The organism is Glycomyces salinus (assembly GCF_016428645.1).
GTDB lineage: Bacteria > Actinomycetota > Actinomycetes > Mycobacteriales > Micromonosporaceae > Glycomyces > Glycomyces salinus.
The window spans coordinates 19,988-46,592 of record NZ_JAELXW010000048.1; the positions used below are offsets into that span (position 1 = coordinate 19,988).

Sequence of the window (26,605 nt, forward strand, 5' to 3'; positions counted from 1 at the left end):
TCTCCAAATCTTGTGCAGATCCAGTATTCGTACATAATCAAGGAATCAACTTTCAGCTCCACGTATACAATCATCTCAAAGCAAGTCAAATGGGGTAGACCGTTCAGCGTCTATCCTGGCCTTTCTGTCCGCGCAGCCAAGACTGACCCAGTGTAGCTGCTCGAATCAAGATCGGTGATTACATCGAGATCAACCAGAATGTGCCGAACAACCGTAAGAGCATCTTCAATATCGATTTGGTCACTTGCCGTTTCGACCTCAAGAAACGTTCCATCAAGTTCTGGCACAGTCACGAGGGTTGCCAGGATGCGCCGCCCTCGGTAATTGAAGCGAAAGTTCCGGCATTGCTTGGTGAGGCTAACCAATTCAACTAGGCCCAGATCTCTGAGCATCACCTCAACTGGATTACGGTCGGAGATAACAGTTTCGTGTTCCGGTTTGGAGCCGCTTTCCGGGTCGAGTGGGGGTTGTTTATAGGTCAGCAGGTGCTTCGTGCCGGTCAGAGTGGTGATAGTGCGGAGGCGGATTTCGCGGCCTTCATGGTCGAGGCGGTGGTCGGGCCAGTCGTAGTAGGTGTCGTGGTAGGTGGCGGGTTCTTCGGTGGCGCGTTTGCGGAGCCAGTGTTGGACGGCTTCGACGTTGCGGACTCGGGCTTTGAGCTCGGCTTCGATCACGGGTATCAGCTTCTCAGATCAGGCGGTCGGCGGTGGTCCAGAGGTCGTCGTACTGGCGGGTGAAGCCGACGTGGAGCATGTTGTACTGCGCGGCGGTGAGGCGGTAGATGCTGGATTGGTGGCCTTCGGTGGTGCTGTTGAACATCGATAGGTAGATGAGGTCGTCGAGTCGGATGATTCGCCAGGTCGGGAGGGTCGAGTAGAGCGCGACGTTCAGGTCGAGGTGTTGGTGGTCGGTGAGCTCGCGGAGGCGGGTGATGGACAGGCGGATGCCGGCGGTGAAGGATTCTGTTGACTCGCCGATCTCCTGGGCTCGGTGGGCTGCGGCTGGGCTGTCGGGGTCGAGGAGCAGGACTCGGGCTTTGACTGGCTCGGGGCGGTCGGCCGTCAGGGGTTCGCGCAGGAGGGAGTCGTTGAGGCCGATCAGGCCGAGGGCGCGGACGGCCAGGAGGTCGACCTTGCTCGCTTGCCAGGCGGCGTCGCGGATTTCTTTGGCGGCGGAGGCTTGGGAGGCGAAGACTCTCGTGATGCCAATGCGCGCCGCTTGAGCTTGGGAGTCTTCTGGTTCGCCGATGGCTGGGGCGAGGCCGAGGAGGTGGCGGGCTCGGTCGGGCATGCCGAGGCCGTCGGCGATGCGTTCGAGGACTTCGATGCTGGCGATCTTGCGTTTGCCGTTGAAGATTTCGTTGGTGCGGCCCTGGCCGAGTCCGGTGGCGATGCCGATGCGGGACTGGGTCAGGCCGCCGTATTGCTGGACCAGGCGGAAGACGGCGGTCATGTCTCTGGCGGCGAGCGCCTGCCGCATGGTGTCGCGGCCCCAGAGGTCGTCGGGCAGGTCCACGGGAACGAACATCGGTGTGTCCATAGCCATCTACAATACATCTCATCGTGAGATACCCACTTGGGGCTAGCGGGCCGGGTAGGCGGTTCGTGACGATGGGCATTGCACAACGGGCCGCCGTCCCGATTCCACACGCGCGGCGGCCCGCTTCACCAGAACTCGTTGAAAGGAGCGTCCTGGTGACGACCGCAAGCCTACGAGCCGCCGAGTCCGGCGGCAAGACCTCACCGGAAGTCCTCGGGGAGTGGACGACCGGCACCGGCAACCGGCTCACGCTCATGGCCCGCAAGGGCACCGGCTACGCCTCGACCTGGCTGAACTATCGCGGGCAGCCGGTCAAGATCGGCTACGCCCTGCACTCCGGCGGCGTCGTCCGCTCGGTCAGTTGGGAGGAGCCCTGGCGCGACCAGACCGAGGCATGGAAGGCCGAACAGCGCCGCCAGATCGCCTCACTCATCGCCGCCTGGTATGCCGAACAACCGCTCCCGACCGAGCCCGATCCACTGCCGGCCTCGGTGGTCGGAACGTTCGACGTCGATGGATTCCGGTTCGCCGTCGAGCCGCAGGTCGCCGCTGATCAGGCACTGCTCAGTGTCCTGAACGTCGCGGGCGGCCTGACGCCGGTCGCCGACCTGCTCCACGATGCCGGGGGCATCTGCGGGATGGTCACCCGGCCGGGCTGGCAGTCGACCCCCGACGATCGCAAGCGCCGCTGGCGGCGCGAGGCCGAGGCGATCTTGACCCGAGCGGCCGAGCACGGGCGAGTCTGAATAGACCCCTCTGGCGGGGCCGCCGGGTGGGCGGCGCGCCCCGCACCCTCCACGGCTCGGGCGCGGCGGGCAGCTGACCCGCTTTCCTCCCAACCCGCCGCGCCCGCATCCGAACCACGTCCGTCCTGATCCAGGTGCCGTCCAGCCGGGGGACGGCACTCGCAACGATCGTCCCGGCAGAACAGGAATCCGATACCCATGCACTCCATCCGAACCAGACACGGGCGCGACCTGATCGCGCCGGAGACCTTCGACCGGCTCACCGGCCGACTGACGGGCGATCACGAACTCGACTCCAACACCGCCGAGCGCGTGGTCGATCAAGCGGCGGCCTTCCTCGCCGCGTGCGCGGCCACCAGCGCACCGCTGGCGCCCTCGGCGGCCGTGGACCTGGGCTGGCACGCCTTCATCCTGCACACCCGCGACTACGCCGCCTTCTGCGAGACGGTCGCAGGCGGGTTCATCCACCACGTCCCGCACGAGGAACCCACCGCCGAGGAAGATAAAGCGACAGTCCAGGCGGTGCTCGATCAGACCATGGCCGCGATCCGCGCGGCCGGGATGTGGGTGGACGAGGAGCTGTGGCGCGTCGACGTTGGCGTCAAGTGCTCCCAGTGTCACAATGGCTGCGCCGACGACCCGCCACCCGACCGAGCCTGAACTGGTAGGCGACTTTGAGCGCAACTGCCGATGACCTCCTCGATCCCGCTCTCCGGGCTGTCCTCGTCGACCGGTTCGGGAGCGGGGTCGAGGCGCGCCCGATCGAGGAGGGCGTGCACGCGGCCTTCACCGGCACTGTTGAAGCGGCCGGGCAGGTGTGGTTCTGCAAGGCCACACCGATGGCAGATGCACGACTTTCGCGCATGCTCGCCGATGAGGCGCGGGTGGCCGCGCTGCTCGGTTCGCTTGCTCCGGAGCTGGTAGCGCACGTCGAGGCGCGCGGGTGGCGTGTGTTGCTGTCCGAGCATGTTCCCGGTCGTCACGCCGACCTCAGCCCAGGCAGCCCCGACCTGGAGCTACTGGCCGCGATGGTCGATCAGCTCCATGCGACTGCCGCCGGGCTCCGAGTCGACTCGCTGCCGCGACTCGTTGACCAGTGGCGGCGGGCGAGTCCGTGGCGGCGCCTTCAAGCCCTGCCACACACTGAACTGCCACCAGGGATAGCCTCGCGGCTCGAGTGGGCCGCAGCGGGCGAACAGGGCCGCTTGTCGGTGCTGGAGGCCGAGACGCTCGCCCACACCGATCTGCACGCGCTCAATATCCTCATCGGCGGCGATCGGGTTCGGATCGTGGACTGGGCGTGGGCCAGGGCCGCTCCACCTTGGTTCGACGCGCTTCTGTTCACCGTCCGCCTGGTCGATGCCGGGCACTCCCCCGCCGACGCGCTCGCCTGGCTCGAAAGCACCAGGCCGGGCCGATCTCTTGACACTACGACCGCAGCGGCGGTCCTGATCGAGGCCACCGGGATGTGGGCCTGGCTCGGCCAGCGGGACCAGAGCAGGCCCCATCTGAAGGCGATCGCCGACGACGCCTGCCGCCTTCTCGATCACCTGGCCCACGCATGACAGGCCGGACTATCAGTTCGCACCTGCCCCAAGGCGCCCACGGCAGAATATATTGTCGGGGTTCGCAATCCTCCGAATAACCGCCCTTGACCTGCAACAACGGTAGGTAGTCCGCTACTGAGACGTGCGGGGCCTATGTGCCGGACACCGTGCGGGACCCAGCTTGCGGGATCCAGCTGTCCGGACACCTGTCCGCCGCTCCCACCAGTCCAGCCGCACGCAACACCGACCAGCGCGGCCGATGCAATTCGGCGCGATGCAGCGGGACCGAGGACCTGGACCAAACTGCCGGACTTGGACCGGGCGTACCCGACCAGGATCGCGGCAACCGCCCCGGGTCGAACTCGTGGCCTGACCAGCGCTGCGTACCCCAGCGTCCCCGGGGAAGATATATTGTCGGGCTTGAGGGCCTCGGAAGATCCTCACGCGCTACCTGCACAGACGGCGGGTAACCGGGACTCGCTTCGTTCAGGCCCATGCTGGGAACGCATCCGTGGGGACCAGCCACTGGGGGCCAGCTTGAGGGATGCGTGTGGGCCGTCTTTATCGATTCGGCGGCGAGTTCGGCGTGCAGTGCCTCCGTCCAGAGCGCCGAAGCTTCGGTCTCCTGCCCTGATTACCCTGCCTGAGCTGCACTGGGCTCCTGACTACCCTGGTTACCCTCTGATGGTCGGCCACGATCACGCCGTCACCGTCCCGAATTTCCCCCGCCGCGTCCCAGTGAGGGTAACCGCCCCTGACCTGCGTAGTAACCACCTGCACGGTGTCCCGGTTCCGCATCAAGACCCGATCTGGCCGAATCCCGTACGATGGAGGCGAGCCTGGATTGTTCGATGTCCGGTGGGACGCGCATCGTGCCGTATCTACCACCGCCCACTGCTCCAGTGGCTGCCCGCGAACGGTCGGTCTTCTTCGAAGTTAGCTTGAACTCGCTGACCTTCAGCTTCCGCTCCAGTATCGCCGTTTTGGGCTGCGGGTCTTCGGCCCAGCAGTTCACAAGCCCTACGACGCCTGAGCTTCACGGCCGCTCGACGCCGTCACGGAGTTCCTCTAGCGTTGCTATTGATGCCATGGCCTGGGGTTTTACAGGGTGGTGGCCCTGGTGAGCCGCCGTGATGACTCGATCCGGGTCACCGGGAAACGATGCGAAACGCTCAATACCCGCCAGCTCGCTCACCTGCTCGTTCGCATGGCCCGCCGCCAGCGCGACGGTGCCGAGCCAGCCCCGCGCGAGGGCGTCAGGCGAATCGACGTTGAGGACGAAGGCGAGTTCGAGGAATGACATCCAGCAAAGGCAAGGGCGATAAGCCGCTCCGTAGCGGACGCGCGGTGTTGTATCTGCGGGTCTCGGACCCCAAGCAGGTCAACACCGACTACGACCCCGAGGGCAACTCCATCCCCGCGCAACGGAAGGCGTGCACCGAGCTGGCCGGCCAGCTCGGTTTGACGGTCGTCGAGGAGTACGTCGAACCAGGACGCTCGGCGAAGACGATCGACCGCAGGCCGCGCTTCAACGCGATGATGGAGCGGGTGCGCCGGGACCGGGATGTCGACGCGATCATCATCTACACGCGCTCGCGGATCTTCCGCAATGCCGCCGACGCCGCCATGACTCGCCGCGAACTCAAACTGCTTGGTGTCTCGCTGCTGTCGGTCAAGGACCCCACCACCGACTCGATCTCCGGCGACATGCTCGCCGGAATCCTCGACGTGGTCAACGAGTACCAATCACGTGCCGCTGGCGACGACATCGCCTACAAGATGGAAGCAAAGGCCCAGCGCGGCGGCACACCCAACCGGGCGCGGCTGGGATACCTGAACGCCACCGAATCGGTCGAAGGCCGCCCGGTGCGCACCGTGATCCCTGATCCCGAACGCGCGCCGCTGGTACGGATGCTGTTCGAGCATTACGCCACGGGCCAGTACACCTTCAAACAGCTCCGCGAGACGGTCACCGCCGCCGGACTGCGGACCCGGCCGACGAAGCGCTACCCGGCCGGATGCGAGCTGTCGATTCACGCCATCGGGAAGATCCTCAAGGACCGCTACTACCTCGGCAAGGTCCCCTACAAAGGACGCGAGTACGACGGCCGCCACGAACCGCTCGTGACGCCCGTACTGTTCGAGCAGGTCCAGCAGGTGCTGTACGTGCAGCGCAACGCCGGGGTGCGGGACCGTAAGTGGGACCACTACCTCAAAGGACTGGTGCACTGCGCCCGATGCAAGCGACGGCTCACCCTGGAGCGCGCCAAGTCCAAGACCGACCGCTACTACTTCTACTTCCTGTGCCTCGGAAGAGCCAGCGGCGAGTGCGACCTTCCCCGGATGGCCGTCGATGCCGTCGAGGATCATGTGGTCACCCACTGGGCCACCGTCACGATAAGTCACAGCGAGGCTGATGAGATCCGCTCCGGACTTGCCGATGCACTGGAAGCCGAAGGCTCAGTGACCGAGGCGATGCGGCGGGAACTGGAGCGCGAACTGCGGCGCCTCGAGACCGCCGAGGATCAGTGTGTCGACCTCATCGGCCATCCCGACTGGCCCGCCGACAAGCTCACCACGAAGATCCGCCGCCTCCGCGACCAGCGCGAGGCGATCAATGCCCGGCTCGCTGATGTCCATGCGCAGCGGCTTGACAAGGCTGGGAGACCGTTGAGCTGCTGTTGCAGTTGCTCAGTGATCCGAAGCGGTTCTATCGTGACGCTGCCGATGATGTCCGGCGGATGCTCAACCGGGTCTGCTTCGACAGGCTCTTCCTCGACCGAGGCGACCACGGACCTACCGTGAAACGGACCGAACACGCCGAGACAGTCAAGCCACTGGTCCGATGGGTGTGCGATCGTAGAGACACGAATGGCGCTACCCCTACAGGTAACGCCATTGAAAACGATGTTCAAAAATATCCGGGTTCGGATAAGAACCTCTACGTGCACCTAATCGGGGGTCTTTCGAGGCCCGCTCCGGCCGCCCGTCGCCTCTTGGACACCGAGCGAAACAGAATAAATCCGGATAAATAGTGCAACGGTTGAAGCAGCCTCAGTTCTGTCGGTAGCTCTCTGTATCGTGAGCGGATGACGACCAACGGCCAACCCTCTCCACGCGAGCTCGTGTTGGGTAAGAAGTGGATTCTCGGCGACCGGATCGGGGGCGGAGGCTTCGGACAGGTCTTCGCTGCTCAGTCCGAAGCGGGTGTACAGGCGGCAGTTAAGTTTGTGCCGAAGGAGCCCGGTGCCGAGCGTGAACTCTTGTTCGTAGAACTCGAAGATGTTCGAAACGTTATGCCGATTCTCGACAGCGGGGAGACAGAAGAGAGCTGGGTTCTCGTAATGCCCCGAGCCGAGAGGTCTCTCCGGGAACTCATGGATACCGAGGCTCCCTTCGATCTTGAGGCATCGCTCCCGATACTCTCGGATATCGCGACTGCGCTGCTGGACCTCGAAGGTCGGGTCGTGCACCGAGACCTTAAACCTGAGAACATTTTGCATCATCAGGGACGATGGTGTCTGGCAGACTTTGGGATCTCTCGCTATGCGGAAGCAGCTACAGCTGCGGAGACTCATAAGTTCTCTATGTCTCAGCCTTACGCTGCACCGGAGCGGTGGCGCTTTCAGCATGCGACAGAATCTACCGACGTCTATTCGTTCGGTGTGATTGCCTACGAGTTTTTTGCTGGCGCACTACCGTTTCCCGGACCAGATTTTCGAGATCAGCATCTCCATGATGATCCCGAGCCTCTTGTGGGGGTGCGTCTCCAAATGACGGTGATGATCGAAGATTGCCTTAATAAGCAGCCAGAAGCACGACCTCAAGCGGCGAACATTGTTGCCCGACTTGAGAAGATATCCAAATCCGCGCCTGCCGGTGGCCTGGCCCGGCTTGAGGAAGCTAACCATGCCGAAACCAAACGCCGCTCGGAGATGGCGCGTGAGGAGTCTCGAGCCCGTTCGGAAGCGGAACTCCGAGCAGGGCTGTTCAAGGCTGCACAAGGTAAATGGCTGCATATTTCTCGTTTCGTTAGCGAACAGATCCTGGAGAATGCTCCCAGCGTTGAGGCTCGAGAACTGGGAGATGTAGGTTGGAAACTTCACCTGGGAGATGCCACCCTAATGTTCAGTCCTCCAACCCAAACCGAGATTGGGCTGTGGGGGTCTGTGCCTCCTCCCGCCTTCAGAGTGATAGCACATACAGGTATAGCCCTTGAGTTTCCTCGGGATCGGCGTGGATATTCTGGGAGAAGTCATTCTCTCTGGTTCTGTGATGCACAGGTCGAAGATGAGTATCACTGGTTCGAGAGCGCGTTCATGTTCACGCCACTTCTCCAGAAGGGATCGAGTCGTGCCCCCTTTGCCCTTAATCCAAGCCAAAAGGCTGCGGAGGCATTGGCGCCCGGAACGGCTACAACTCAGTTGGCTTGGCCCTTTGAGGTCTTGGAAATAGAAGATCTGGACGAGTTCATCAGTCGATGGGCTGGTTGGTTTGCAGACGCGTCTCAGAACCGGCTTGGATCTCCGAGTATCATGCCGGAACGCTCGCCGCAGGGGAGCTGGAGACGGCGGTAAGGACGAATGTCCGTTCCCGCTAAGTCGCTAACGGCATTTGTCTTATTTCCAGGATTCCTCAAAATCTGTTGTTATTTGGGATAATATATGAGATTCACACTTACCTACAACGGCCGCCTACCCGCTACCAGCAACGCCAAGACGAAACATCATATTCGAAGAGAGCTTCACCCTCAGGTGAAGGAACTGTGGCGAACCCATCCGGCCCTCGTGGGCCATAGTACCTTCATAGAATCCGGCCCAGATCGTAGCGACCCCGACAGCGATGTTGGAAGACTGCTGACGTCGATCGATGGGAATGATTTTGCCTCATTGGTGCATCCATACCTGAGGTTGCATGCGGAACTTGACATATTTGTTCTGCGCCCTGAGCCTCCCGGTGCCTTGATTACCCATGCAGGCGACATCGACAATCAGATCAAAACACTATTCGACGCTCTCCGGCGGCCCGCGGATGTAAACGAGGTTCCGCGAGGCTGGACACCAGACGAGAACGAGGAGCCCTTGCACTGTCTTCTTGAAGACGACAAGCTGATTACACGAGTCAACGTAGAGACGGATCGTCTGCTCACGCCCGGGCTTGATTCCAAGAACGTTCAACTCACCATCCGAGTTACAGTGAAGGGCTTCACTGCCACTTGGGCAAATCTCGGAATGATCGGATAAGAAATGCCGGATTCAGATAACCCGATTAAGCCCCTTCAGAAGACCCATGTTCTGATCACTCGCCTGACAATCGTCGATGCGAACGGCGAGGCAGTTTCGAACCCCTTCAAGTTGCAGGTCGGCGAAGTCCTCTTCAAGTGCCGTGCAACCTACGTTGATGGATCTGAGGCATATTACGATCCGTACTGGAATTGTCAGATTGCAGTTGGGTCCGGGGAACCACAGCCTTGGGCGGTGTTCGGAAGACGAAGGCGTTCCGAAGTGACTGTTCGCGCGTCCCAGCAGCAGGAGCAGTATAGTGAGCTTGCCTGCTGGGTTTTTGCTCCAGACGATAACCGAGCGGGCGAGATTGTCTCCGACGGGATTGCCTTCGATTACTCATTGGTCAAATAGCTCGCCTGGCCGCATCCCGAGTTCGGCTAGGCGAGCTCGTCAGAGAAGGCTTGTCGAAACGCCTCTTGCAATCGAGACGATGCCGAAGCGCTCGAGGAGCCTTCGGAGAACCTTGCGATCTCGGAGCATTGCGGACCGAGAACATCGCAGCGAGATGCAAGGTGGGCGGCTCCACATCGCCAGGGGAGAACCTCGCTACCTGATGAGGTCTCTAGGGCCCAACCTGAACGCCCAACACCCTTTGATCTCGCGATCATTGCAAAGGCTGCTTGTCGGCTTCTGTCAAGAACAGCACGACTGTAATCCTTTGCCCAACTCTCTACTACATTGAGTAAAGCTCTCGTTCTTGCTGCCAAAGGAAGTCGTACATTGCTTCGGCGGCATCCACGAATTTTGGGTTTGAATTATATGCATGCAGTATTTCACGGAGCTGTTCTCGATCGGGAAACCCGTCCACAGTACGAACGTTCGCACCCGCCAAATGGTCTCTGATCGCAATCTCGATCGACTCTTCATCAGAGATTGGCCCCGGAGCCTTCACTTGCATTATTCCGTAGGTGCCAGACTTGAAGAACCATCCCTTAATGTGTTCAATCCTTCGAAACCATCGAGGGCGCTGCAGGTTCTCTGTATAAAGAATCGCTTGCACGAGTCTATGTTCGGTCCTATACTCCGCTGCCCTCTCGTATGCCAAATTGGAAAGATTTTCAGAGACCTCTCTCATCGAAATCAAAGCAACATCATCTATCTTCTGGGCGCGTTTGTACTTCTTAACGAGATATGCGCCAAATACTGCAATGAGTGCCGTTGTCCAGAGCGCCTTGAAGAATTCATCTGGCTCCGGAATCATAAAATCAAGACGAGTGGGAACGCCCCAACTGCCTGCGGCAAAGCCAGAAAAAATCATGGCCGGGATTAGTGTGATATAGACCCAGAATGATTGTGCCTCTGCGATCCTTCCCTGAAACCTTCTAATTGTTCCTAGCAGTCCACGTCCCTGGTGAGTTAGGGCATGAATCGTGGCGATCGATATTCCTACCACCAGGCTAGGGAGCCCTATGCGGCCAGCGTTCACTGCCAATAGCAATGCAACTAGATACACAGGCACGAGGGTGAACCCAAAATACTTCCAAATTGATCGACTCGCGATCAAGTCGATTGAATCGTTCAGAGTAATGTAATTTATAGGCCAATTGATCTCAATCGCCTTATAGAAAATTCGCAAGAGTATCAGGCCCGCGAGAACGATTCCGACCGTCATAGATATATCTGTCATCTGGGTACCTCTCGTCAACTGCCCTGCTAGTGATATTTCGGAATAAAGCGGACATTTATGCACATTCCTATGTGGCACGGCAGTGCGATGTCATTCTAGTCGAAGTATCGGTACGATCCGTTCAGCACAATACTGTTTGCTAGGCTGGCGCTGTTTACCTAAGAAGGTGATCTGATCGGCAAATCGTAGCTTCGCCATGTCCAGGCGAAAAACACCCATCGATCTGACTAATTAATAGCAGAAAACATGGAACGTGTAAAGTTAGACGGCTACTGGCCTATTCTCGGTCGGTCTTAAGGACTTTCCGCACCACCCGCGCATGCCGCCCCGACCCACCACAACACCGGCAAATCCGCCACACCCGCCTCGGCCAGATTCCCGCGTGCTTCTTGCCCGAGCCCTTGCACCGCAGGCACCGTCGCCACGGGTATGCCAACGAATGGATCACGTGATACAACCCGAGGCCGGCCAGCGTCAAGGCAACCCACCACAGATCGCCCATTGCGAGCAGACCGCCGGGATCACGAAATGCTTGCACGGCCTGCGCAGCGGCACGCTTGAGGAGTTCGAGAAGATTCATACGTTTCCGGGGTGTCGTGTGGGTGAGAGCTGAGAGATGCCCGGCCGCATCGGGAGTGCGACCGGGCGCGCCCGCCAGCGCGTGAGACGTAGCGGGCCTTCTCCTGGCCGGAGGGCTACCCCACCGCAGCACCAGAACTCCGGCCAGGAGGATTGCAGCGCCGAGGAAACCACGCGGCGCTGCTCGGGACAGGATCAGCTATCCGGAGTGGACTTTCGGTGATGCGACTTGAGCAGCTCCAGCACCCGGCCCACAAGCTTGGTGCGGATGGTGGCTACTAGATACCGACGCCAGTGTTCGTTCCAGGTCACCTGGCGCAGCTGGCCGCGCTCATGCTGGATCGTGAGCACCTCGTCGGTCTCGCTCACCACAAAGCTCGAGCGGTAGCGCACCACTGCCGTCGTCTCGTCGAATTCGACGGCGAAAGCGAGTGTGCGTTGCGCGCTCGCACTGATCTCGACCTCGACGTTCGCCACGGTCATGGTCATGGTGCTGCCTGCTCGGCGTACCGCTCAGCCAGAACGGCTGAGACCTTCCGGCGCTGGATCTCCTTCCAGGCGTCGGTCTGCTCACGCCACGGCTCGTCCCAGCTGACTGAACGGAGGACACCTCCGGCGTGTTCGGCTCTGCCGATCTTCCGCGGGTCGCCGCCGCCTCGCTGCATCCAGATTGAGGCGTACTGGCCGTGCGGCTTGCCGACCAGCGACAGCGTGGAGCCGCTCTCGGTGATCCACTCACCGATGACCTCGGGCGAATCAGGTTGGTCTGCATCGGCGGAAATCTCGACTCGTAGGCTGGTATCTGGCATCAGTTGCTCGCCTTCGGGTGTCGGTAAGGGCGGGCCGCCGCCGCTAGCTCTCACACTGAGGCGGCGGCCCGCGTTTCGGTTGTACGGACGCGCGAGACCGTCTCGCCGTGTCCGTCCCGAATCCCGAAGAGAATCCGGTCCGTGACATCGGCGGATCAGTCGGAGACGTCCCGTGCGTCCGTCCCACCGCTCTGGGAGACGCGGTGAGAACACGGCCGGACGGTCTCGTTTGCCCACGTTGTGGGCCTTTGAGGACCGGCGGCCATGTCTGTAGTGTGGGACACGGCACGATCCGTTTCCACCACCCGACCGATTCAGATCGATTCAAATGGGGATCAAGGGATGACACCGGCCGAGTCGCGACCTACCGTTGGCCGCATAGTCCGCTCCCTCCGCGAGCGTGCCGGGCATCAGCGGCCCTGGTTGGCCGATCAGTGCCATATCTCGCTGTCTCAGCTCAAGAACATCGAGAACGGCCACCGGCTGCCCAACACTCGCGACCTCGACCGGTTGGAAGAAGTCCTTGGCACTGGCGGACTGCTCAAGGACTTGATCGCTTGTGGAGATGACGACGTGCGCCGACGAACCATATTGCAGAGCCTGGCGCTGATGGGCGCCAGCGTGCCTGGCCTGGTGCCGGTCACGCCTGCGCGCACTGATACTCCCCAAGCAACCACCATTCGCTCAATGACTGCGAGCTTGCGACAGCTCGACAACCTGCATGGCGGCCTGCAAGCTCACCACAGCATCTCTGGCTACCTCCACAACGTCTGTATTCCGCTGTTGCGCACGAGCAGCGACGGCAAGGGCGGCAACGATCTTCGAACGGCCGTAGCTGAACTGATGCTGCTCACCGGCTGGACCGCCTACGACGGGGGTGAGCACGCCAGCGCCGCTTCCTACTTCCGGCAAGCACAGAGTCTTGCGACGGACAGCTCAGACCACGCCCTGACCGGCGAAGTACTGGCCGCCATGAGTCACCAAGCGGCCCTCCTCGGCCGAGGTGGCGAAGCGATCCAGCTCGCCGATATGGCGCTGTCCTCAGCGGTCCGGAGCGGCATGCCCGCGCTGATGGCTGAAGCCCACATGTCTGCCGCACACGGTGCCGCTCTGGAGGGCGACGCCCGCATGACGGCCCGGTTGCTGGGTAGAGCGGCCCGCGACCTCGACAGCGCCGACCAGCGCAACGATCCCGGCTGGGCCGGATTCCTCAGTACGGCGTATCTCGACGCGCGCACCGGACACAGTCTCCTCGCCAGTGGCGACCTGGTGAACGCCGTCGAGAACGCTCGAAGCTCGCTGAACATGGACCCGAACTACGTACGCGGCAAGATGTTCAACCTGGCCCTGCTCAGCACCGCGTTGCTGGACGCGGGCCAGTTGGACGAAGGGTGCGGAGTAGGGCGAGAGGCTCTGTCGCTGGCCGAAGGGATCAGCTCAGCACGAGCCGACGAATACTTGCGGCGGATCGCACTGCGCCTGCTGCCGTACCGCGACCACCAGCAGGCGGGCGAGCTGGTCTCAGCGATCGGAGTGCGTTTGACTCCGCTGCAACATGACAGCCTGGAGTCCGATGATCGAGGCTGAACCGATGATCTCGCCGGCAGCGATCATCTTGGGCACCTCCTCCAGCGGAATCCAGCGCAACTCCTGGGCCTCATTGATGTCTGACGGAGTCTCGGCGACTTGTTCAGCGCCGTACGAGACGAAGAGGTGGTTCTCGGCGTCAGCTGTAGCCACCCACGGTTGGAAGGTCACGAGCGGCTCGAGGGTGGTCGGGCGCCAGCCGGTCTCTTCTTCGACCTCGCGGGCGGCACAACTAGCGATATCTTCGCCGTCGTCGCAGTAGCCGCCGGGCAGCTCCCACACCCACTGGTCGATGACGAAGCGGTGGCGGCGCATGAGCAGCACAGCGCCACCCTCGACGAGCAAAGTCATGGCAGCCTTGGGCGCACGATAAACGTACTGCTCGAAGCGCACGCCGTCTGGGAGTTCAACGTCTGCGATCGACCAGGTGGCTCGGCGAGAGTCGTCTACGATGCGTTCGCCGTGGATGGTCCAGCGGGTGGAGGTCATGAGGAGAGTGTAGTTCTTGGGCACGGCCACATCTCAGTTGTCACGGGCTGGTCAAAGTACTCTCCAACAGAATGAGCGAGTCGTTTCCCTCACCGTTTGCGGAGCTGGGTCCGCGCAGTACGCGACGGAGTTCATCACGGCCGCGAAGGCCGAGGGCTGGGCCTGCCACGTCATCACGACGCACGCGGGGCGCAGGTCGTGGACCTCCAGGCCCTCGAAGAGGCTTCAGGCAACCCGGAGGCGACTGTGAAGGAAATCGTCGACATTCGACACCGAAAGTTACGCAAACAATCAGCTCACTGAACCACAATTGAGGGAAGCAATGCACTAATAATACGGGAACTGATGGGAGACATCCGCGGTCCCATCATATCAACAGCGAGGCTTCTGCCTTTTCCGTGCAGAGCCAATTAGCCGGGATACCTCAATTCGCTCCGCGTCAAGGAGTTGCCTTACCTGTATCCTCCTCGAGCGCCCTACCCATCTCAACCTGCGGCTTGCCACACGAATCTCACGTATGAGCCCTCTGTAAGTCGCGAGCGCCTCTCCATGCCTATCGGTTTGGAGAAATAGATCGGCAAGTTCTTTCTTTGGAATTAGTGTGTCTAGCACGATCTGCACTTGTAGATCCAGAGAAACTCCTGGGTACGAAAGACGCCAAGTAAAAATTGGAGAATGTAGCTTCTTTATGAAACGTCGCAATTCACTTTCGGCTTGAGTTTCCTTTCCACAGGCTCGCAACACAAGGATGTAGTCGAACTTCGTTTGACGCGAGACGAATCTCGGAATTTTGGAACTTCGCAATGGCTCGATCACAAGTCCGGCAAGTTCTGATCTTCCGGAACCTATAAGCTCGACACAAAGATTCACACAGGCAATGAAGTGCCAAGAACCATATTTCAGAAACCTTCGCTCTCTAGCTAGGTGCCATCGCGCCAGTCGGTCCTGAAGAAGACTATGGCGGAATTGGTAGGATCCCGCAGATACCCGAAAGATTCCCATCCGATGAGCACCAGACACGAACTTATTAGTATTCCAAGGGAGCGGCCCTCGCCTCGTAAGAGCGAGCCAGCACTGACCTACAATGTCAAAAATTATGAGGCGAATAATGCAATATGCGGTAACAATTACAGAGGCGATCAACATAGGCTCGAAGCTGCGGACTTCGATGGCCGTCACAGCGATTAGAGGTATGACGGCAAGTACACCGGAGACAGCTTGATAGATCCGAAATCTCTGCATACTTCGGAATGGCGAGTTATGGATACTTTCGGTAGCCAACTTAGAAAGAGTCGTGAGAAAAATGAAACCAACAATTATCACACCACCCAATTGCTGGACATAGATAGTACCTGCTGGCGATGGCTCGAGGGAATTTATGATTATGATGAGGGTGTAGGCAACTACATACATAGAAGCGAAAATCAAGTATATGGATGGAGGCCTATCAAGGGTTCGGCGAAGAGAGTCTCGATGTCGAGTGGCCGGTGGCACAGTCTTGTAATTGGGAATCAATCCAGTTCGTAGTCGACTAGCAAAGGCTTCTGGCTTTATAAACAAATGCGGCAGTAGGAGCATGATCATGGCAATTGCAATGAATGTACTCGATAGCGAGGCAACCACTACTGCTGAAGCGATCGCCAAGAGTACGAAGGGAGTTGCAGATCCAGCGCCGAGGTCCCACAAGTGCAATGTGCGCGTCTGGCGAAAATGGAGCTGAGCGGCTTGGTAGGAGAACCATTTTCGGGCATCGTTGGGCTTGTGTGGCCGGCTCCCATATGTCACCCGACTATTGTCATTTCGCAATTGTGAGTACAATGAATCGACAAGTATATCCAGCAAGTGATTCTTAAGTTCGCTTACACTACGGAAGGTCGTGGAGTCCAGCATTTCCCCGGGATCCTTGTCCGTTTCACTGTAATTAGCACGCGCAAGTGACACAATCAGTGGTGTGGATAGAGCTTCAAGCAGAAGCTTGCAATGAGCGTCATTCGGATTGCTTCTCATATAGTCAAGCACCGGATCCCACTTAGTGAGACGGGTCTCAGTATCGAGCGACTTGGCTGTGAGCGGAAGATAGGCGGCAATTTCATCGAAGGAGAGCTCTTGAACCTCAACAACAGCAGCCGCAGTTAGCACATCATCCTGCACTGCGGCCTTATACTCCTCCGGCCTACTCGTGAGCAAGTAACCTTCGTCAGAACTGAAGGACCTATTGATGTCTGCAATTGCGTCCTGTCGTGAAGATGGAGCTATTTCATCAAGCCCGTCGAGTATGGGGAATACGCAGCCGCTGCTTATCAATGTCGAGGCAAACTTAATTGCGCGCTTCCGTCGTCGGGATTCAGCTCTGCCGAAGTAATCTCGAACAATCGTATCTGCCATCCAGTCACGCAGATTTTCATTCATGGGGTTCCATGACCACAGCTGAAACACTATCGGGATTGATGTGCCTTTAGGATTCCTTTCTCGATCTTCCAGTATGGCAAGTGCAAATTGATTCGCGAGTATGCTTTTTCCCGACCCAGCTTCACCCAATACGACCATCCGACCTGAAGGTATTCGGTCGAAGATCTGCTTGAGATTAGCGGCTTTCCCCGAAAGTTCAATGGGAGCGTCGTGGTTAGGTTGCATCCTAATGTTGGCCCAGTGATCGATAATCAGATTATCAGACCCTTTTACAGTTACGGGAAGCGGAAATGGATCCTGGAGACGTCGGAGTCGTTCCTCGGCGCGCAGCTCCTGGCGCATCTTGTCAGCAATTTTCTCAGTAACTTCTTTGGCCGTCGTATCGAGCGATGTTCTATTGTTGCGCCGAAAGTAAGGCTCGAAATAGTGTTCACTGTCGTTGTCATTTTGATATTGCGGATGGAATTCGCCCAGCGGTGATAGATTTGAACGAGGAGATACCTCAGTTTTGGAAGCGTCAATGAGGTCTTTCAATGCAAATGCGAGGCGATTTCTTACCTCATTAGTTATTCTGTAAAAATTCTTGTCGCCCTGATAGGACATTCTCGACTGAAGAATTGCTATCAGGGTCGAGTAATACTGCTTTCGTGGATATGCGTTGAGTTCATCTTCGCTTGCTGAGGTCAGCCCATAGAGCAAACTGACTGCGTCGCGAAAAGTGACAGTACTGTTGGGCCTCACCCGCACATCAAATTCGCTGCCCGAAATGGCTTGGTGCAAGACAGCCCTGATTGCTTGAACTCGACTTATTTCCGAATCGTTCCATTTGTCCGGATGAAGCGTCTGGACAACTCTGAAGAGACGACCTAGTCCGCCGGAGTCAGCCTTTCGCCCGCGCTCATTGCTTTCCTTGAGGGCGCCGACTAGGCCGAGCTGTGCGAGCCTCAAGAGTCCTTGCGCTAGCGTTTCTGCCTGCTCCTGTTCCTGCTCGTCCGTCACAGGACGAATATACGACATCAGACGTGGAGACCATGCCGCAGGTTCAGGTTATTCGCCGTAGCGATCTTGAGAAGCCCAAAGAGCGTTAGCTAGATCGGCTGCCAGGACTCCCAGAATCTCCTTTGGGAAATGGCTATCCTCGGCGGCGCGCTCTATAGCCCCGTGTGCATATTCATAAACGGTTCCTTCCGAATCGCGTATCAATTTCACCCACAGTGATGTTCCAAGTTCCGGGTTGACTTTAGCAATCTCATCAATTGCAGCAGCCACATGTTCCCGGTCGAACGAATTCTTGCTCTCTGAGAGCTTAACAAAAAACTCGATAGATCTTTCCGGATTGTCTTGTGGAAGCAGTCGCAACTCTTCAGTGAGGGCATTTAGGTTGTCTAATGCTCCATGCCGTTCGAGATTATCTGGGTGAAGCTGCTCTCGTGATTCTTGGTATTTTCTGCCTACTTCTTGGCTGAGTCGAAGTAGCTCCTGAACTGACATGTTTGCGACGCCATACGGCCGCTGAAAGTCGTGCTTGCCGGGTTCTCTAGGTGTTCTTTCCATAGCATTTCTCTGCTTAACAGTTAAGCATGAATCTGCACACATTGCAATATGCATTGCATCATGCTGTCCAGCCTCACCCTCATTCCACCATCAGCCGTGAGGGTGGAATGAGGTGGGAATTGATGGTCAATTCTGAGGGTGAAGCGTTCATGTTTCGATCGTCAGCTATTAGCGTCGCTTCTGACATCGCATTACAGCTCGAAACCCGGGTTCTCGACCTCCCAATCAACGGGAGCCGAGAAAACATGCCAAAGCGCATCGCCAAACAACCGAGGGACAACCGCAGAGAGCCGAAAAGGCCGCGCCGCTCTAAGTGGGCCAAGGATGCAGAGCACCTGATCCGCGACGGCAAGAACAAGTCGGACGTCGAGCTCGAGATCGAAGTCCTCTGGCAACAAGGGCACTGGCGCAACGTCAAGTAGCTCCCGAATCCGCCGGGCATTACAGCTCGGCCCGGCGGATCCAGGTCTCATTTCCACCAACTCCAAGAGAGGAGAAACCATCATGTCAGAACTCACCCCGCGTCTCAGCGACGCGCTCGAATCCCTGCGCGGAGACCGGCCCGTGAGCCGCGTTCCGCGCGAGGTCACCAAGGCCGTCGAGCGGGAGCGCGGCAATGCCGTGGTCCAGGCCGCTCGGGTTGAGGGCCGTGCTCTCGTCGCACACGTGGCGCTGTCCAACGCCGCCGCTCTCAGCAACGAGGAGGCTCTGTACCTTCAGGCCGCACCGCTAGGCGAGGCCCGGTACAAAGCAATCGCCGATGCCTACGCCCTCTACGCCGCGAACGAGGTCGGTCGCCCGTGACCACCTTCATCGTGGTGCTCGTCCTTCTCCTCATCGTCGGCGGTGTCGTCGGCGGATGGATCCTGCACCAGTACTGGCACGAAGAGCGAGAACGCGAGCTCGGTGCCCGTGAAGCCGTCCTCGAGGAACGGTGGCAGGCGCTGGAGCAGTCGCAGCGGATTCATCTCGCGTTCTGGCGGGCGCGCAACCTGATGCGAGACGAGGCCATCAAGGCCCGTCGAGACATGCACGGGGACGCCACGTAGCCCGTCGTCTCACCCTTCCGGCCGCCCCGCGTGCGGAGGCGGCCGGTCCCAAGGAATCAACTACTAACCAAGGAGGACTCATGTGCCGAGGCGGACTCGGAAGCAGATCGTCGGCAAGCGCGAGGACCACGAGCAGCTCGAGCGTGAAGCGCAGCTTAGCGATCTCGAGGTCGAGCTTCACCGTGACCAGGAGCTGAACGCGGCCTGGGACGGATTGAAGCAGCGCGATTCTGCAGTGGACGAGGACAACAGGTAGTAGCCGGTGGGCAGGTGCGGTCTCGTGCCTGCCCACCACTTCGTGAGAGGAGGAATGCCAGGTGAGCTGGTACAAGGTCGCTCAAGCGGCGGTGCTTTCATGAGTGATCGGCCAAGAGTCCCCGCAGCCGGCCGGATCGTCGGCTGGATCGTCGTGGTTGTGGCACTGGCGTACGGTGCGCGGCTGGTATGGGAGCTGCTGCGGCCGCTCGTGCCGCTGCTGGTCGCGATCGTGGTGATGGGTGTCGTGTACTTCTTCATCACGCGGGGCTGGTCGCGGTGAAGGGCTGGACTTTCGGTTGTGGCAACGCCAGCGGTGAGCGCCTGCCGGTCGGTGTTGTCAAAGAAGGCAAAGCCGTTTACCAGTCAATCACTTTCCCCCACAATGAAAGTAGCGGGAAGACAAAGCGCCACAGGCCAATTCGCCTGGATATGAGCGCGCCGGATCATCCCCGCGTCATCGATTGTCGGTCGTTTCCTGGGTTCAGCGATAGGCCATGCCTTGTATGCGGGGTGGTTTCGTGGTGCCTCGAATCGCCTGGCAAGTCCAAGGTCAACGTCATCTCAGAAAGGAGGGTGGGTATGAGCGAAACGTCGTCAGAATCGGTTCACGTCACTGGAGAGGAGCGCGAGCGCCCTGAAATACGGAAGCTGGCGCGAGCGTGCTTGGAGCTGGCAAGGGTGGAGCTCGAAGCACGGCACCATCAAGAGCAACCGCCAAGCGAGCCAGGCGTCCGGCCGCCCTCCGGTCCCGAGGACGAGGAGCCCGGCGATGCGTGAGCTGCGCTGGTTCGACCTCACGCCGCCGCGGGACATCGACCTCGCGGACGTGACCACACTCCTCCGCCCGCTCGCCCATCGCCCGAAAGTCGGCTGGACGTATTCGACTCCGCTCGTGGTCTTCGAACTTTGGGGTGAGAACGGCCGAGTCGGCTGGCGGCTTGGGGTAGACGCCCGCATCGTCGGGCAGATAGCCGAAGCTTTCCACGCCCACCTGCCGCGTCTGGGTATGGCGGCCTCGACCTCGCATCGGCAGTCACTGCACCTCGCGGCGGACGTTCGGCTTTCCACCTTGGCGGCGACGCTCAGATCAGATACCGCGGGAGCGATCGGCACGCAGCTCGGTGAGGTGCTTTCTCATCTCAGTAAGGGTGAGGCCGCTTCTCTGCAATGGGTGCTCGGCCCCGCACAACCCTCCGAGCGTCCACCTTCGCCGTTGAGTCTGGCTGAAGCGATGGGTTTTCGGGCGCCGTCCGTTGGCGACTCGCGGGAATCGCGTTCATGGCAACTCAAGGCCGCTGAGGCGCTGTTCGCCGTGCAAGGTCGGATCGGGGCAAGTGCGGAGAGTCCGCAGCGGGCACGCGGGATTATCCAGAGGATCGGGAGCGCCGTGAAGCTGGCGAACAGCCAGCACGCCGCGCTGATGATGAGCCGTGCGAGCGAAGCGCGAGCCCGGCGGATCAACAAGCCAACCGGGTCAGCGCTGCGCTGGTCCTGCCTGCTCAATGCCGATGAGTTGGCCGCACTGCTGGGCTGGCCTGTTCAGGACACGCCTTCAGAGTCGCTGCCGGTTACCGGTGGGCACATCAACGAGGTCCCGGCGAAGCTGCTGGTGGACGAGCGTGAGGCTGCGACGTCGAAGCAGAGGGTGCTCGGTGAGAGCCTGCACCCAGTCCAGCGCGGCCGACTGGTGACGGTGCCGCCCGGAACGAGCTTGCATCACCTGCACCTCATCGGGCCGACAGGTTCAGGTAAGTCCACACTCCTGTGTGGGCTTTCGCTTGCGGATATCGCAGCAGGGCGCTCGGTCCTTGTTGTGGATCCGCGCGGCGATCTGGTGCGAGACATCCTCGCTCGGATTCCTGCTAAGAGCCGTAAAGACGTGGTGGTGATCGACCCAGCGAGCGAGCGCAGTGTGGGCATCAACGTGCTCGGCGGAGACCGAGGACAGGCCGAGCGGCGAGCGGACCAGATCGTGCACCTACTCTCAGAAATGCACGGGACGAATTTCGGGCCGCGCACCACTGACGTGGCGCTACATGCACTTATCGCCGCGAGCCGTCTCAAGGACGGGACTATCTGCGATGTCCCCATGCTGCTCACGAATCCAAGCTTCAGGCGGCGGGTATTGAGGGAGGTCGGCGACCCGCTCACCCTCGCACCGTTCTTCGCCTGGTTCGACGGCCTTTCTGAGGGCGAACGCGCTCAGGTCATCGCGCCGCTGCTGAACAAGCTTCGAGCCCTGACCAGCCGCGAGACCACCCGCCGAATGCTCGGCCAGGCCACACCGAAGTTCGACCTCGAGGAGCTGTTCACCAAGCGGCGGATCGTGCTGGTGAACCTCAACCGCGGGCTCCTCGGAGCGCCAGCGGCAAACTTGCTGGGCGCGCTGCTGCTGAGTCAGGTGTGGTCGGCGGCCCAGCGCCGCGCGGCAGTTCCGGACGAGAAGCGCCATCCCGTGATGATGGTCGTCGACGAGTTCCAGGATTACCTACGCCTCTCCGGCGGCCTCGACTTCGGCGAAGCCTTGGCGCAGTCCCGGGGCCTTGGCGTCGGGTGGACGCTGGCACATCAACACCTCGGCCAACTCAACGCGAACCAGCGGGCCGCAGTCCTCGCCAATGCCCGCTCTCGGGTGGTCTTTCGACCAGCGACGGACGATGCCAAACCGCTAGCTTCCAGCCTCGGTGGTGACCTCACCGGCGACGATCTCCTGCGACTGCGCGCGTTCCAGGCCTGCGCGCAACTTCTCCTCGATCGTCGTCCAACCATGCCGTTCTCCGTACAGACTCAGCCGCTGCCGCCGTGGACCAGCGACCCGAACGAGCTGCGCCGAGAGAGCGAGCGCCGTTACGGCGTCGACGGTGCCGAGCTGGACAAAGCGCAACTCGCCCGCTGGGAAGGCGGTGACCTGCCGCCTGTCGGTCCCATCGGGACGAAGCCAAGGAGGTCGGCATGAGCGGCTGGCCTACCAACAGGGGTGAAACTGAGGCTGCCGGTCGGCCTACCGATCGAGCTGAGCAAGGGTCAACCCCGACGTGCGAAATCAGCTCGCAGGACGCAACGACTCTTGAGCCGTCTGGTGAGCACTCACCGACGACTCGCCCCGCGCGCGGCCGTGTAGAACGACTGCGACAGAAACTCAGCGAGCGGGACTTCGCGGTTCTGCGCTCCCTCCATAAGCTGCGCCTCCTGACCGGTGTCCAACTCGCTCGGCTTCACGTCGCGGACGGTTCGACCGCTACCAGAGCGCGACGGGCACGGGCGTTGCTTCAGCGCCTGAGTGAGCTGAAGGTCGTGGTGCGTCTCGGCCGAAGAGTCGGCGGCGTACGGGCTGGCTCAGCCGGATTCGTCTACGGGCTCTCCGGCTACGGGCAAGCCGTCCTCGAGGTCGACGGCCCGACTGGCAAGCGACGACGGCGGGTGTGGGAGACCAGCCCGCCGCACCAGCGGCATGTCCTGGCGGTGGCCGAGCTATACGTGCAGGTGGTCGAGGCGAGTCGAGGTGGTGACGTTGAACTACTCGCCTTCGATGCCGAACCGGCCTGCTGGCGTCGGTTCGCTGGTATCAGCGGGCAGACAGTCACACTCAAACCCGATGCGTATATCCGCCTTGGCGTGCGCGCCGTCGAACTGGTGGCGTTCGTCGAGGTGGACATGGGCACCGAGAGCGCGCCGACCATCGCCAAGAAATGCCACACCTACATTTCATACTGGCGCAGCGGCATCGAGCAGCAGGCGCACGACGTCTTTCCAGCGGTGCTGTGGTTGGTCGAGGCCACGCGTCGTGCCGAACAGCTCGCGGACGTGATTCGTCACCTGCCGCACGATGCTCAAGCGCTGTTTCGGGTGGCGCTGCTCGGCGACGCTATACAACTCCTCTCTACCGAGGAGGGCGAGCGATGAGCACCCGACGCGATCGCTTGCCGCTCGGGCAGATTCTCCAAGGCGACGCCCGCGAGCGTCTGTCTGAGCTGCCGGACTCAAGTGTGGACTGCGTCATCACCAGCCCGCCGTACTTCGCCCTGCGCGACTACGGCCATCCCGGGCAGCTCGGCCTGGAGAGCGACGTGGACGGTTGGGTGCGCGCACTCGTGGGCATCTGCCGCCAGCTCGCCCGCGTTCTCAAGCCGGGTGGCGCCCTGTGGTTGAACGTCGGTGACGGCTACAGCAACCACATCAGGCAAGGCGTACCGCCGAAAGGGCTCCTACTCGGGCCGCAGCGGCTAGCGCTGGCCTTGAATGAGGACGGGTGGATCATGCGCAACCAGATCATCTGGGCCAAGACCAACCCCATACCTTCGAGCGTGGCCGACCGCTTCAGCTGCGGCCACGAGGTGCTGTTCCTCCTAGTACGCTCACGGCGCTACTTCTTCGACCTTGACGCCGTCCGAGTCCCACCACGCTCCATGGCCGGCCGGAGAACCGACGTAGAGGGGTATCGCTACCTGCCAGACGACGCTTTGCCGGAAGGTGGCGGCGTCGACGACAACCGCGGGCTCAACCGCATGAAGGGCTCGGGCAAGGTGGCACACCCCCTAGGGAAGAACCCGACCGACGTCTGGCAGCTGTCTACTGCGGCTTATCGGGGTGAACATTTCGCCACCTTCCCACTGGGGCTGGTCGAGACACCGCTACTCGCCACCTGCCCCGAGAAGGCGTGCGCGGAATGCGGCACACCGTGGGTACGGGAAAAGGTAGACCGCAGCCAGCACCCGCCGCGACTCGGCCAGCTGCGCCCAGCCTGCACCTGCGACGCCGGGACGGTGCCGGGCGTTGTCCTCGATCCGTTTATGAGCTCGGGCACGGTAGCACTGGCAGCTGAGATGCACGGGCGGGACTGGATCGGCTGCGAGTTGAACCCGGTGTATGTGGCGCTGGCTCGAAGCCGCCTGGCCGAGTGGCGAGCGGAGCACCGCCCATCGAGCGCGAGGGAGAGCCGGAGCCCATGAACTACGGCCGGGCTCGCCGGTGGACTGCGGCTGACGATCGTCATCTCATACGGAGATGGCCAGCCGCACCACACCGAGGAGGGGCGTTATGGAGCCCAAGAATTCGGGCGTAAAGACGCTAGGTATCAAGTTGCCGGACGAGCTGCACGCGCAGTTCACCCTGGTGGCGCAGTTGGACGGCCTGTCCCTGGCCGATGCGCTCAGGAGGGCGGTCGAGGAGTACGTGGCCCGCAAGCGCGAGGAGGGCGACTTCGCCAACCGTGCCGCTGCCGCACTCGAAGAGATCGAGCGCGAAGCGGCGGCTCGACGCGACGCCATCCAAGCGCTGTTCGGCAGCGACGCTCAAGCGGACGCTAAGACGGCGAAGGCGACGCCTCGTCGCAAGAGCAACCAGAGCTGAACGTCGAAGACGACTGGCTCGGTTGCCTCACGGGGTGAAGAGCAGGCTTTACTGCCGCTCTTCACCCTCATTCCCATTTGACCGTTCTGGCCCGTCTCGAAGCTGTCACCTGGCGAGGGTGACGAGGCTACCTTCGGTCGGGTTGTCATAGTGGTCCCAGATCCGATTGAGTTCCATCTGATAGTAGAGAGTGTGAAGTCCGAACAAGAAGATCAGGATGAACCCGATCCAAGGGTTACAGCTCGAGTTGAGTCCTGCCGCATCTTGCATTCGGGCAATGCGTTTGCCTGTGTTGTAGATGGAGACAAACGGCGGGACGATGATGAGCGGCCCGAACAGGACCGCCATGAGCGAGACGACCGGATCGACTTCGATGCGTTTGTCGAAATCGCGCGCCTCACGGTTGATTTTGTACCAGAAGACGAAGGAGTAGATGCCGAGCGTAATCAGCGGCCACACCAGCCAGATCAGCACGACGTTGCGTCTCTTGCCTGCAGAACCCGTCATACATGGCATCAAACCTGTCCGATGAGCGAGACGAACTGATTCTCAGCAATCCGACTTGCGGAGAGCAGATCTCCATGTAGAATGCCCGCTCGATTCATCCCAAACTCAGTAACTCTAACAGGCTCGCCAAATGCTGAAAATTCCGCAGCTCCCAGAGGTTGAAAAAGCTGAAATAATAAATATATGGGAATGCATTTATATAAGACGTGATCGGATTGGCGGGGACGTTTTCCCAGGTGTACCCTGCCTGCGCTGAGACGCGCGTGGGCGCGTCCGCACGGACGAAAGGAGGAACGGCATGCGGAAAGACGATTCAACGGAATACACGGCCGAGGATCAAGGAATGGATCTTGATCTCACTAAACCCGCAGAGAGCACCAGCATTCGGTACGCCAGGACCGCTCGCTACGAGGGCAAGCGCGAGCAGCTGATCGGGCGCCTCAACGACCCCTCAAGCGGGCTGGGCTCGATGCTCCGCGAGTTGCAGGGCAAGGAACAGGAGACGAGTGACCGCCTGCGACGTGTCGTGATCTATCTGCGGGTAAGCACCGAAGAGCAAGCCCGTGTCGGGGGCGAGTTGGAAGGCTACTCGATCCCGGCCCAGCGCGAAGCCTGCCTCATCAAGGTGCGCCAGCTCGGCGGCATCCTGGTCGAGGAGTACGTGGACGCGGGCGAATCAGCCAAGTCCGCCAACCGCCCTGAGCTGCAAAAGATGCTGCGCGAGTTGAAATCTCGCAAGATCGACTACGTGGTCGTGCACAAGATCGACCGGCTCGCGCGCAACCGAGCTGATGACGTCGAGATCAACGCCGCCATCGCCCGGGCGGGCGCCAAGCTCATCTCGGTCTCCGAACCGGTCGACGAGACACCCGCCGGGCGCCTGCTCTACAACATGATGGCTGACGTGGCCCAATACCACTCGGACAACCTGGCCGTCGAAGTCCTCAAGGGCATGACCACCAAGGCGAAAGCTGGTGGCACGCCGTACCGGGCACCGATCGGCTACCTCAACCACCGCGAGCTCAAGGACGGCGCGGACATCCGCACGGTCATCATCGACCCCGAACGCGCATCGCTGGTGAAGTGGGCGTTCGAGCAGTACGCCCTCGGCGACTGGGCAATCCGCCAACTGGTCGACGCGCTCAACGCCCGAGGGCTGCAGACCCGCGCGACGCGGAAGTGGACGGCCAAGCCGATGAGCATCAACGGCGTCCACAAGATGCTGCGCAATGAATCGCCCCGGCTGTGATAGAGGGTTGATTACGTGGTGA

Annotated in this window: 28 protein-coding genes; 18 read left to right on the forward strand and 10 right to left on the reverse strand. The window is 60.6% G+C overall.

The window, feature by feature from the left end; genetic code table 11:
* Positions 1 to 110: 110 nt before the first annotated feature.
* The gene (locus JFB92_RS14395) at positions 111 to 674 is read right to left on the reverse strand and encodes a class IV adenylate cyclase (RefSeq protein WP_199039997.1); all 564 of its coding nucleotides are present in this window, start codon (positions 672 to 674) and stop codon (positions 111 to 113) included.
* Positions 675 to 687: 13 nt separating this feature from the next.
* Positions 688 to 1,527, reverse strand: a complete 840-nt coding sequence (locus JFB92_RS14400) for a helix-turn-helix domain-containing protein (protein WP_199040000.1) — start codon at positions 1,525 to 1,527, stop codon at positions 688 to 690.
* Positions 1,528 to 1,694: 167 nt separating this feature from the next.
* Between JFB92_RS14400 and JFB92_RS14405 the strand changes: the two genes are divergently transcribed.
* The 3 genes from JFB92_RS14405 (at position 1,695) to JFB92_RS14415 (ending at position 3,850) form a co-directional block, all read left to right on the forward strand.
* Positions 1,695 to 2,285 carry a hypothetical protein gene (locus JFB92_RS14405; RefSeq protein ID WP_199040003.1) on the forward strand — a complete coding sequence of 197 codons (591 nt, stop codon included), beginning with the start codon at positions 1,695 to 1,697 and terminating at the stop codon, positions 2,283 to 2,285.
* Positions 2,286 to 2,483: 198 nt separating this feature from the next.
* A complete protein-coding gene (locus JFB92_RS14410; protein ID WP_199040007.1) occupies positions 2,484 to 2,945 on the forward strand; it encodes a glycine-rich domain-containing protein in 462 nt (153 codons plus the stop codon).
* A 113-nt stretch (positions 2,946 to 3,058) separates the two neighbouring features.
* Complete coding sequence (locus tag JFB92_RS14415; protein ID WP_199040021.1) at positions 3,059 to 3,850, forward strand: protein kinase family protein; 792 nt, start codon at positions 3,059 to 3,061, stop codon at positions 3,848 to 3,850.
* Between the two features lie 1,018 nt (positions 3,851 to 4,868).
* On the opposite strand, the gene JFB92_RS14420 is transcribed toward JFB92_RS14415, so the two are convergent.
* Positions 4,869 to 5,135 carry a hypothetical protein gene (locus tag JFB92_RS14420; protein ID WP_199040024.1) on the reverse strand — a complete coding sequence of 89 codons (267 nt, stop codon included), beginning with the start codon at positions 5,133 to 5,135 and terminating at the stop codon, positions 4,869 to 4,871.
* Between JFB92_RS14420 and JFB92_RS14425 the strand changes: the two genes are divergently transcribed.
* The 4 genes from JFB92_RS14425 to JFB92_RS14440 all read left to right on the forward strand — a co-directional run bounded on the left by JFB92_RS14425 (position 5,129) and on the right by JFB92_RS14440 (position 9,468).
* Positions 5,129 to 6,637: a recombinase family protein gene (locus tag JFB92_RS14425; protein WP_199040027.1), complete on the forward strand. Its 1,509-nt coding sequence runs from the start codon at positions 5,129 to 5,131 to the stop codon at positions 6,635 to 6,637. The two genes, JFB92_RS14420 and JFB92_RS14425, sit on opposite strands and share 7 nt — an antisense overlap.
* Positions 6,638 to 6,921: 284 nt before the next feature.
* Entirely contained in the window at positions 6,922 to 8,409 is a 1,488-nt protein-coding gene (locus JFB92_RS14430) for a serine/threonine-protein kinase (RefSeq protein WP_199040030.1), read from the forward strand.
* An 87-nt stretch (positions 8,410 to 8,496) separates the two neighbouring features.
* Positions 8,497 to 9,075 (forward strand): hypothetical protein, encoded by a 579-nt coding sequence (locus JFB92_RS14435; RefSeq protein ID WP_199040033.1) that lies wholly within the window; start codon positions 8,497 to 8,499, stop codon positions 9,073 to 9,075.
* Between the two features lie 3 nt (positions 9,076 to 9,078).
* Entirely contained in the window at positions 9,079 to 9,468 is a 390-nt protein-coding gene (locus JFB92_RS14440) for a hypothetical protein (protein WP_199040036.1), read from the forward strand.
* A 322-nt stretch (positions 9,469 to 9,790) separates the two neighbouring features.
* On the opposite strand, the gene JFB92_RS14445 is transcribed toward JFB92_RS14440, so the two are convergent.
* The 3 genes from JFB92_RS14445 to JFB92_RS14455 all read right to left on the reverse strand — a co-directional run bounded on the left by JFB92_RS14445 (position 9,791) and on the right by JFB92_RS14455 (position 12,132).
* On the reverse strand, positions 9,791 to 10,744 hold the full coding sequence (locus JFB92_RS14445) for a hypothetical protein (RefSeq protein ID WP_199040039.1): 954 nt from the start codon (positions 10,742 to 10,744) through the stop codon (positions 9,791 to 9,793).
* 774 nt (positions 10,745 to 11,518) lie between these two features.
* Positions 11,519 to 11,812, reverse strand: a complete 294-nt coding sequence (locus tag JFB92_RS14450) for a hypothetical protein (protein ID WP_199040042.1) — start codon at positions 11,810 to 11,812, stop codon at positions 11,519 to 11,521.
* Positions 11,809 to 12,132, reverse strand: coding sequence for a hypothetical protein (locus tag JFB92_RS14455; RefSeq protein ID WP_199040045.1), 324 nt, complete (start codon positions 12,130 to 12,132; stop codon positions 11,809 to 11,811). Before JFB92_RS14455 ends, JFB92_RS14450 begins: the two co-directional genes overlap by 4 nt.
* A gap of 342 nt (positions 12,133 to 12,474) precedes the next feature.
* On the opposite strand from JFB92_RS14455, the gene JFB92_RS14460 reads away from it, so the two are divergent.
* Positions 12,475 to 13,719, forward strand: coding sequence for a helix-turn-helix domain-containing protein (locus JFB92_RS14460; RefSeq protein ID WP_199040048.1), 1,245 nt, complete (start codon positions 12,475 to 12,477; stop codon positions 13,717 to 13,719).
* On the opposite strand, the gene JFB92_RS14465 is transcribed toward JFB92_RS14460, so the two are convergent.
* The 3 genes from JFB92_RS14465 to JFB92_RS14475 form a co-directional block, all read right to left on the reverse strand.
* Positions 13,654 to 14,208, reverse strand: coding sequence for an NUDIX hydrolase (locus tag JFB92_RS14465; protein ID WP_199040051.1), 555 nt, complete (start codon positions 14,206 to 14,208; stop codon positions 13,654 to 13,656). The genes JFB92_RS14460 and JFB92_RS14465 overlap by 66 nt on opposite strands.
* Positions 14,209 to 14,580: 372 nt before the next feature.
* Positions 14,581 to 17,616: an NACHT domain-containing protein gene (locus JFB92_RS14470; RefSeq protein ID WP_199040054.1), complete on the reverse strand. Its 3,036-nt coding sequence runs from the start codon at positions 17,614 to 17,616 to the stop codon at positions 14,581 to 14,583.
* Between the two features lie 48 nt (positions 17,617 to 17,664).
* Positions 17,665 to 18,225 carry a hypothetical protein gene (locus JFB92_RS14475; RefSeq protein WP_199040057.1) on the reverse strand — a complete coding sequence of 187 codons (561 nt, stop codon included), beginning with the start codon at positions 18,223 to 18,225 and terminating at the stop codon, positions 17,665 to 17,667.
* Between the two features lie 68 nt (positions 18,226 to 18,293).
* On the opposite strand from JFB92_RS14475, the gene JFB92_RS14480 reads away from it, so the two are divergent.
* The 9 genes from JFB92_RS14480 (at position 18,294) to JFB92_RS14520 (ending at position 24,827) form a co-directional block, all read left to right on the forward strand.
* Positions 18,294 to 18,593: a hypothetical protein gene (locus JFB92_RS14480; protein WP_199040060.1), complete on the forward strand. Its 300-nt coding sequence runs from the start codon at positions 18,294 to 18,296 to the stop codon at positions 18,591 to 18,593.
* 82 nt (positions 18,594 to 18,675) lie between these two features.
* A complete protein-coding gene (locus tag JFB92_RS14485; RefSeq protein WP_199040063.1) occupies positions 18,676 to 18,975 on the forward strand; it encodes a hypothetical protein in 300 nt (99 codons plus the stop codon).
* On the forward strand, positions 18,972 to 19,220 hold the full coding sequence (locus JFB92_RS14490) for a hypothetical protein (protein WP_199040066.1): 249 nt from the start codon (positions 18,972 to 18,974) through the stop codon (positions 19,218 to 19,220). Before JFB92_RS14485 ends, JFB92_RS14490 begins: the two co-directional genes overlap by 4 nt.
* 82 nt (positions 19,221 to 19,302) lie before the next feature.
* Positions 19,303 to 19,476 carry a hypothetical protein gene (locus JFB92_RS14495; protein WP_199040069.1) on the forward strand — a complete coding sequence of 58 codons (174 nt, stop codon included), beginning with the start codon at positions 19,303 to 19,305 and terminating at the stop codon, positions 19,474 to 19,476.
* 99 nt (positions 19,477 to 19,575) lie between these two features.
* Positions 19,576 to 19,758 carry a hypothetical protein gene (locus tag JFB92_RS14500; RefSeq protein ID WP_199040072.1) on the forward strand — a complete coding sequence of 61 codons (183 nt, stop codon included), beginning with the start codon at positions 19,576 to 19,578 and terminating at the stop codon, positions 19,756 to 19,758.
* A gap of 489 nt (positions 19,759 to 20,247) precedes the next feature.
* The gene (locus tag JFB92_RS14505; protein ID WP_199040075.1) at positions 20,248 to 22,434 is read left to right on the forward strand and encodes a type IV secretory system conjugative DNA transfer family protein; all 2,187 of its coding nucleotides are present in this window, start codon (positions 20,248 to 20,250) and stop codon (positions 22,432 to 22,434) included.
* Between the two features lie 170 nt (positions 22,435 to 22,604).
* Positions 22,605 to 23,381 (forward strand): replication-relaxation family protein, encoded by a 777-nt coding sequence (locus JFB92_RS14510; RefSeq protein ID WP_372451649.1) that lies wholly within the window; start codon positions 22,605 to 22,607, stop codon positions 23,379 to 23,381.
* On the forward strand, positions 23,378 to 24,427 hold the full coding sequence (locus tag JFB92_RS14515) for a DNA-methyltransferase (protein WP_199040080.1): 1,050 nt from the start codon (positions 23,378 to 23,380) through the stop codon (positions 24,425 to 24,427). The genes JFB92_RS14510 and JFB92_RS14515 overlap by 4 nt, the downstream gene beginning before the upstream one ends.
* Before the next feature lie 88 nt (positions 24,428 to 24,515).
* A complete protein-coding gene (locus tag JFB92_RS14520; protein WP_199040083.1) occupies positions 24,516 to 24,827 on the forward strand; it encodes a hypothetical protein in 312 nt (103 codons plus the stop codon).
* 105 nt (positions 24,828 to 24,932) lie between these two features.
* Here the strand turns inward: JFB92_RS14520 and JFB92_RS14525 are convergent, their stop codons facing one another.
* Complete coding sequence (locus JFB92_RS14525; RefSeq protein ID WP_199040086.1) at positions 24,933 to 25,334, reverse strand: DUF4234 domain-containing protein; 402 nt, start codon at positions 25,332 to 25,334, stop codon at positions 24,933 to 24,935.
* 298 nt (positions 25,335 to 25,632) lie between these two features.
* Between JFB92_RS14525 and JFB92_RS14530 the strand changes: the two genes are divergently transcribed.
* On the forward strand, positions 25,633 to 26,583 hold the full coding sequence (locus JFB92_RS14530; protein WP_199040089.1) for a recombinase family protein: 951 nt from the start codon (positions 25,633 to 25,635) through the stop codon (positions 26,581 to 26,583).
* The last annotated feature ends 22 nt before the right edge of the window (positions 26,584 to 26,605 follow it).

Bases quoted from the DNA above. Each gene is read 5' to 3' on its own strand.
- JFB92_RS14530 (WP_199040089.1), top strand. From the start codon at position 25,633: ATGCGGAAAGACGATTCAACGGAATACACGGCCGAGGATCAAGGAATG.
- JFB92_RS14435 (WP_199040033.1), top strand. From the start codon at position 8,497: ATGAGATTCACACTTACCTACAACGGCCGCCTACCCGCTACCAGCAAC.
- JFB92_RS14465 (WP_199040051.1), bottom strand. From the start codon at position 14,208: ATGACCTCCACCCGCTGGACCATCCACGGCGAACGCATCGTAGACGAC.
- JFB92_RS14400 (WP_199040000.1), bottom strand. From the start codon at position 1,527: ATGTTCGTTCCCGTGGACCTGCCCGACGACCTCTGGGGCCGCGACACC.
- JFB92_RS14485 (WP_199040063.1), top strand. From the start codon at position 18,676: ATGTCAGAACTCACCCCGCGTCTCAGCGACGCGCTCGAATCCCTGCGC.
- JFB92_RS14505 (WP_199040075.1), top strand. From the start codon at position 20,248: ATGCGTGAGCTGCGCTGGTTCGACCTCACGCCGCCGCGGGACATCGAC.
- JFB92_RS14445 (WP_199040039.1), bottom strand. From the start codon at position 10,744: ATGACAGATATATCTATGACGGTCGGAATCGTTCTCGCGGGCCTGATA.
- JFB92_RS14450 (WP_199040042.1), bottom strand. From the start codon at position 11,812: ATGACCATGACCGTGGCGAACGTCGAGGTCGAGATCAGTGCGAGCGCG.
- JFB92_RS14475 (WP_199040057.1), bottom strand. From the start codon at position 18,225: ATGCATATTGCAATGTGTGCAGATTCATGCTTAACTGTTAAGCAGAGA.
- JFB92_RS14500 (WP_199040072.1), top strand. From the start codon at position 19,576: ATGAGTGATCGGCCAAGAGTCCCCGCAGCCGGCCGGATCGTCGGCTGG.
- JFB92_RS14480 (WP_199040060.1), top strand. From the start codon at position 18,294: ATGGTCAATTCTGAGGGTGAAGCGTTCATGTTTCGATCGTCAGCTATT.
- JFB92_RS14420 (WP_199040024.1), bottom strand. From the start codon at position 5,135: ATGTCATTCCTCGAACTCGCCTTCGTCCTCAACGTCGATTCGCCTGAC.
- JFB92_RS14425 (WP_199040027.1), top strand. From the start codon at position 5,129: ATGACATCCAGCAAAGGCAAGGGCGATAAGCCGCTCCGTAGCGGACGC.
- JFB92_RS14430 (WP_199040030.1), top strand. From the start codon at position 6,922: ATGACGACCAACGGCCAACCCTCTCCACGCGAGCTCGTGTTGGGTAAG.
- JFB92_RS14525 (WP_199040086.1), bottom strand. From the start codon at position 25,334: ATGACGGGTTCTGCAGGCAAGAGACGCAACGTCGTGCTGATCTGGCTG.
- JFB92_RS14520 (WP_199040083.1), top strand. From the start codon at position 24,516: ATGGAGCCCAAGAATTCGGGCGTAAAGACGCTAGGTATCAAGTTGCCG.
- JFB92_RS14460 (WP_199040048.1), top strand. From the start codon at position 12,475: ATGACACCGGCCGAGTCGCGACCTACCGTTGGCCGCATAGTCCGCTCC.
- JFB92_RS14440 (WP_199040036.1), top strand. From the start codon at position 9,079: ATGCCGGATTCAGATAACCCGATTAAGCCCCTTCAGAAGACCCATGTT.
- JFB92_RS14515 (WP_199040080.1), top strand. From the start codon at position 23,378: ATGAGCACCCGACGCGATCGCTTGCCGCTCGGGCAGATTCTCCAAGGC.
- JFB92_RS14455 (WP_199040045.1), bottom strand. From the start codon at position 12,132: ATGCCAGATACCAGCCTACGAGTCGAGATTTCCGCCGATGCAGACCAA.
- JFB92_RS14410 (WP_199040007.1), top strand. From the start codon at position 2,484: ATGCACTCCATCCGAACCAGACACGGGCGCGACCTGATCGCGCCGGAG.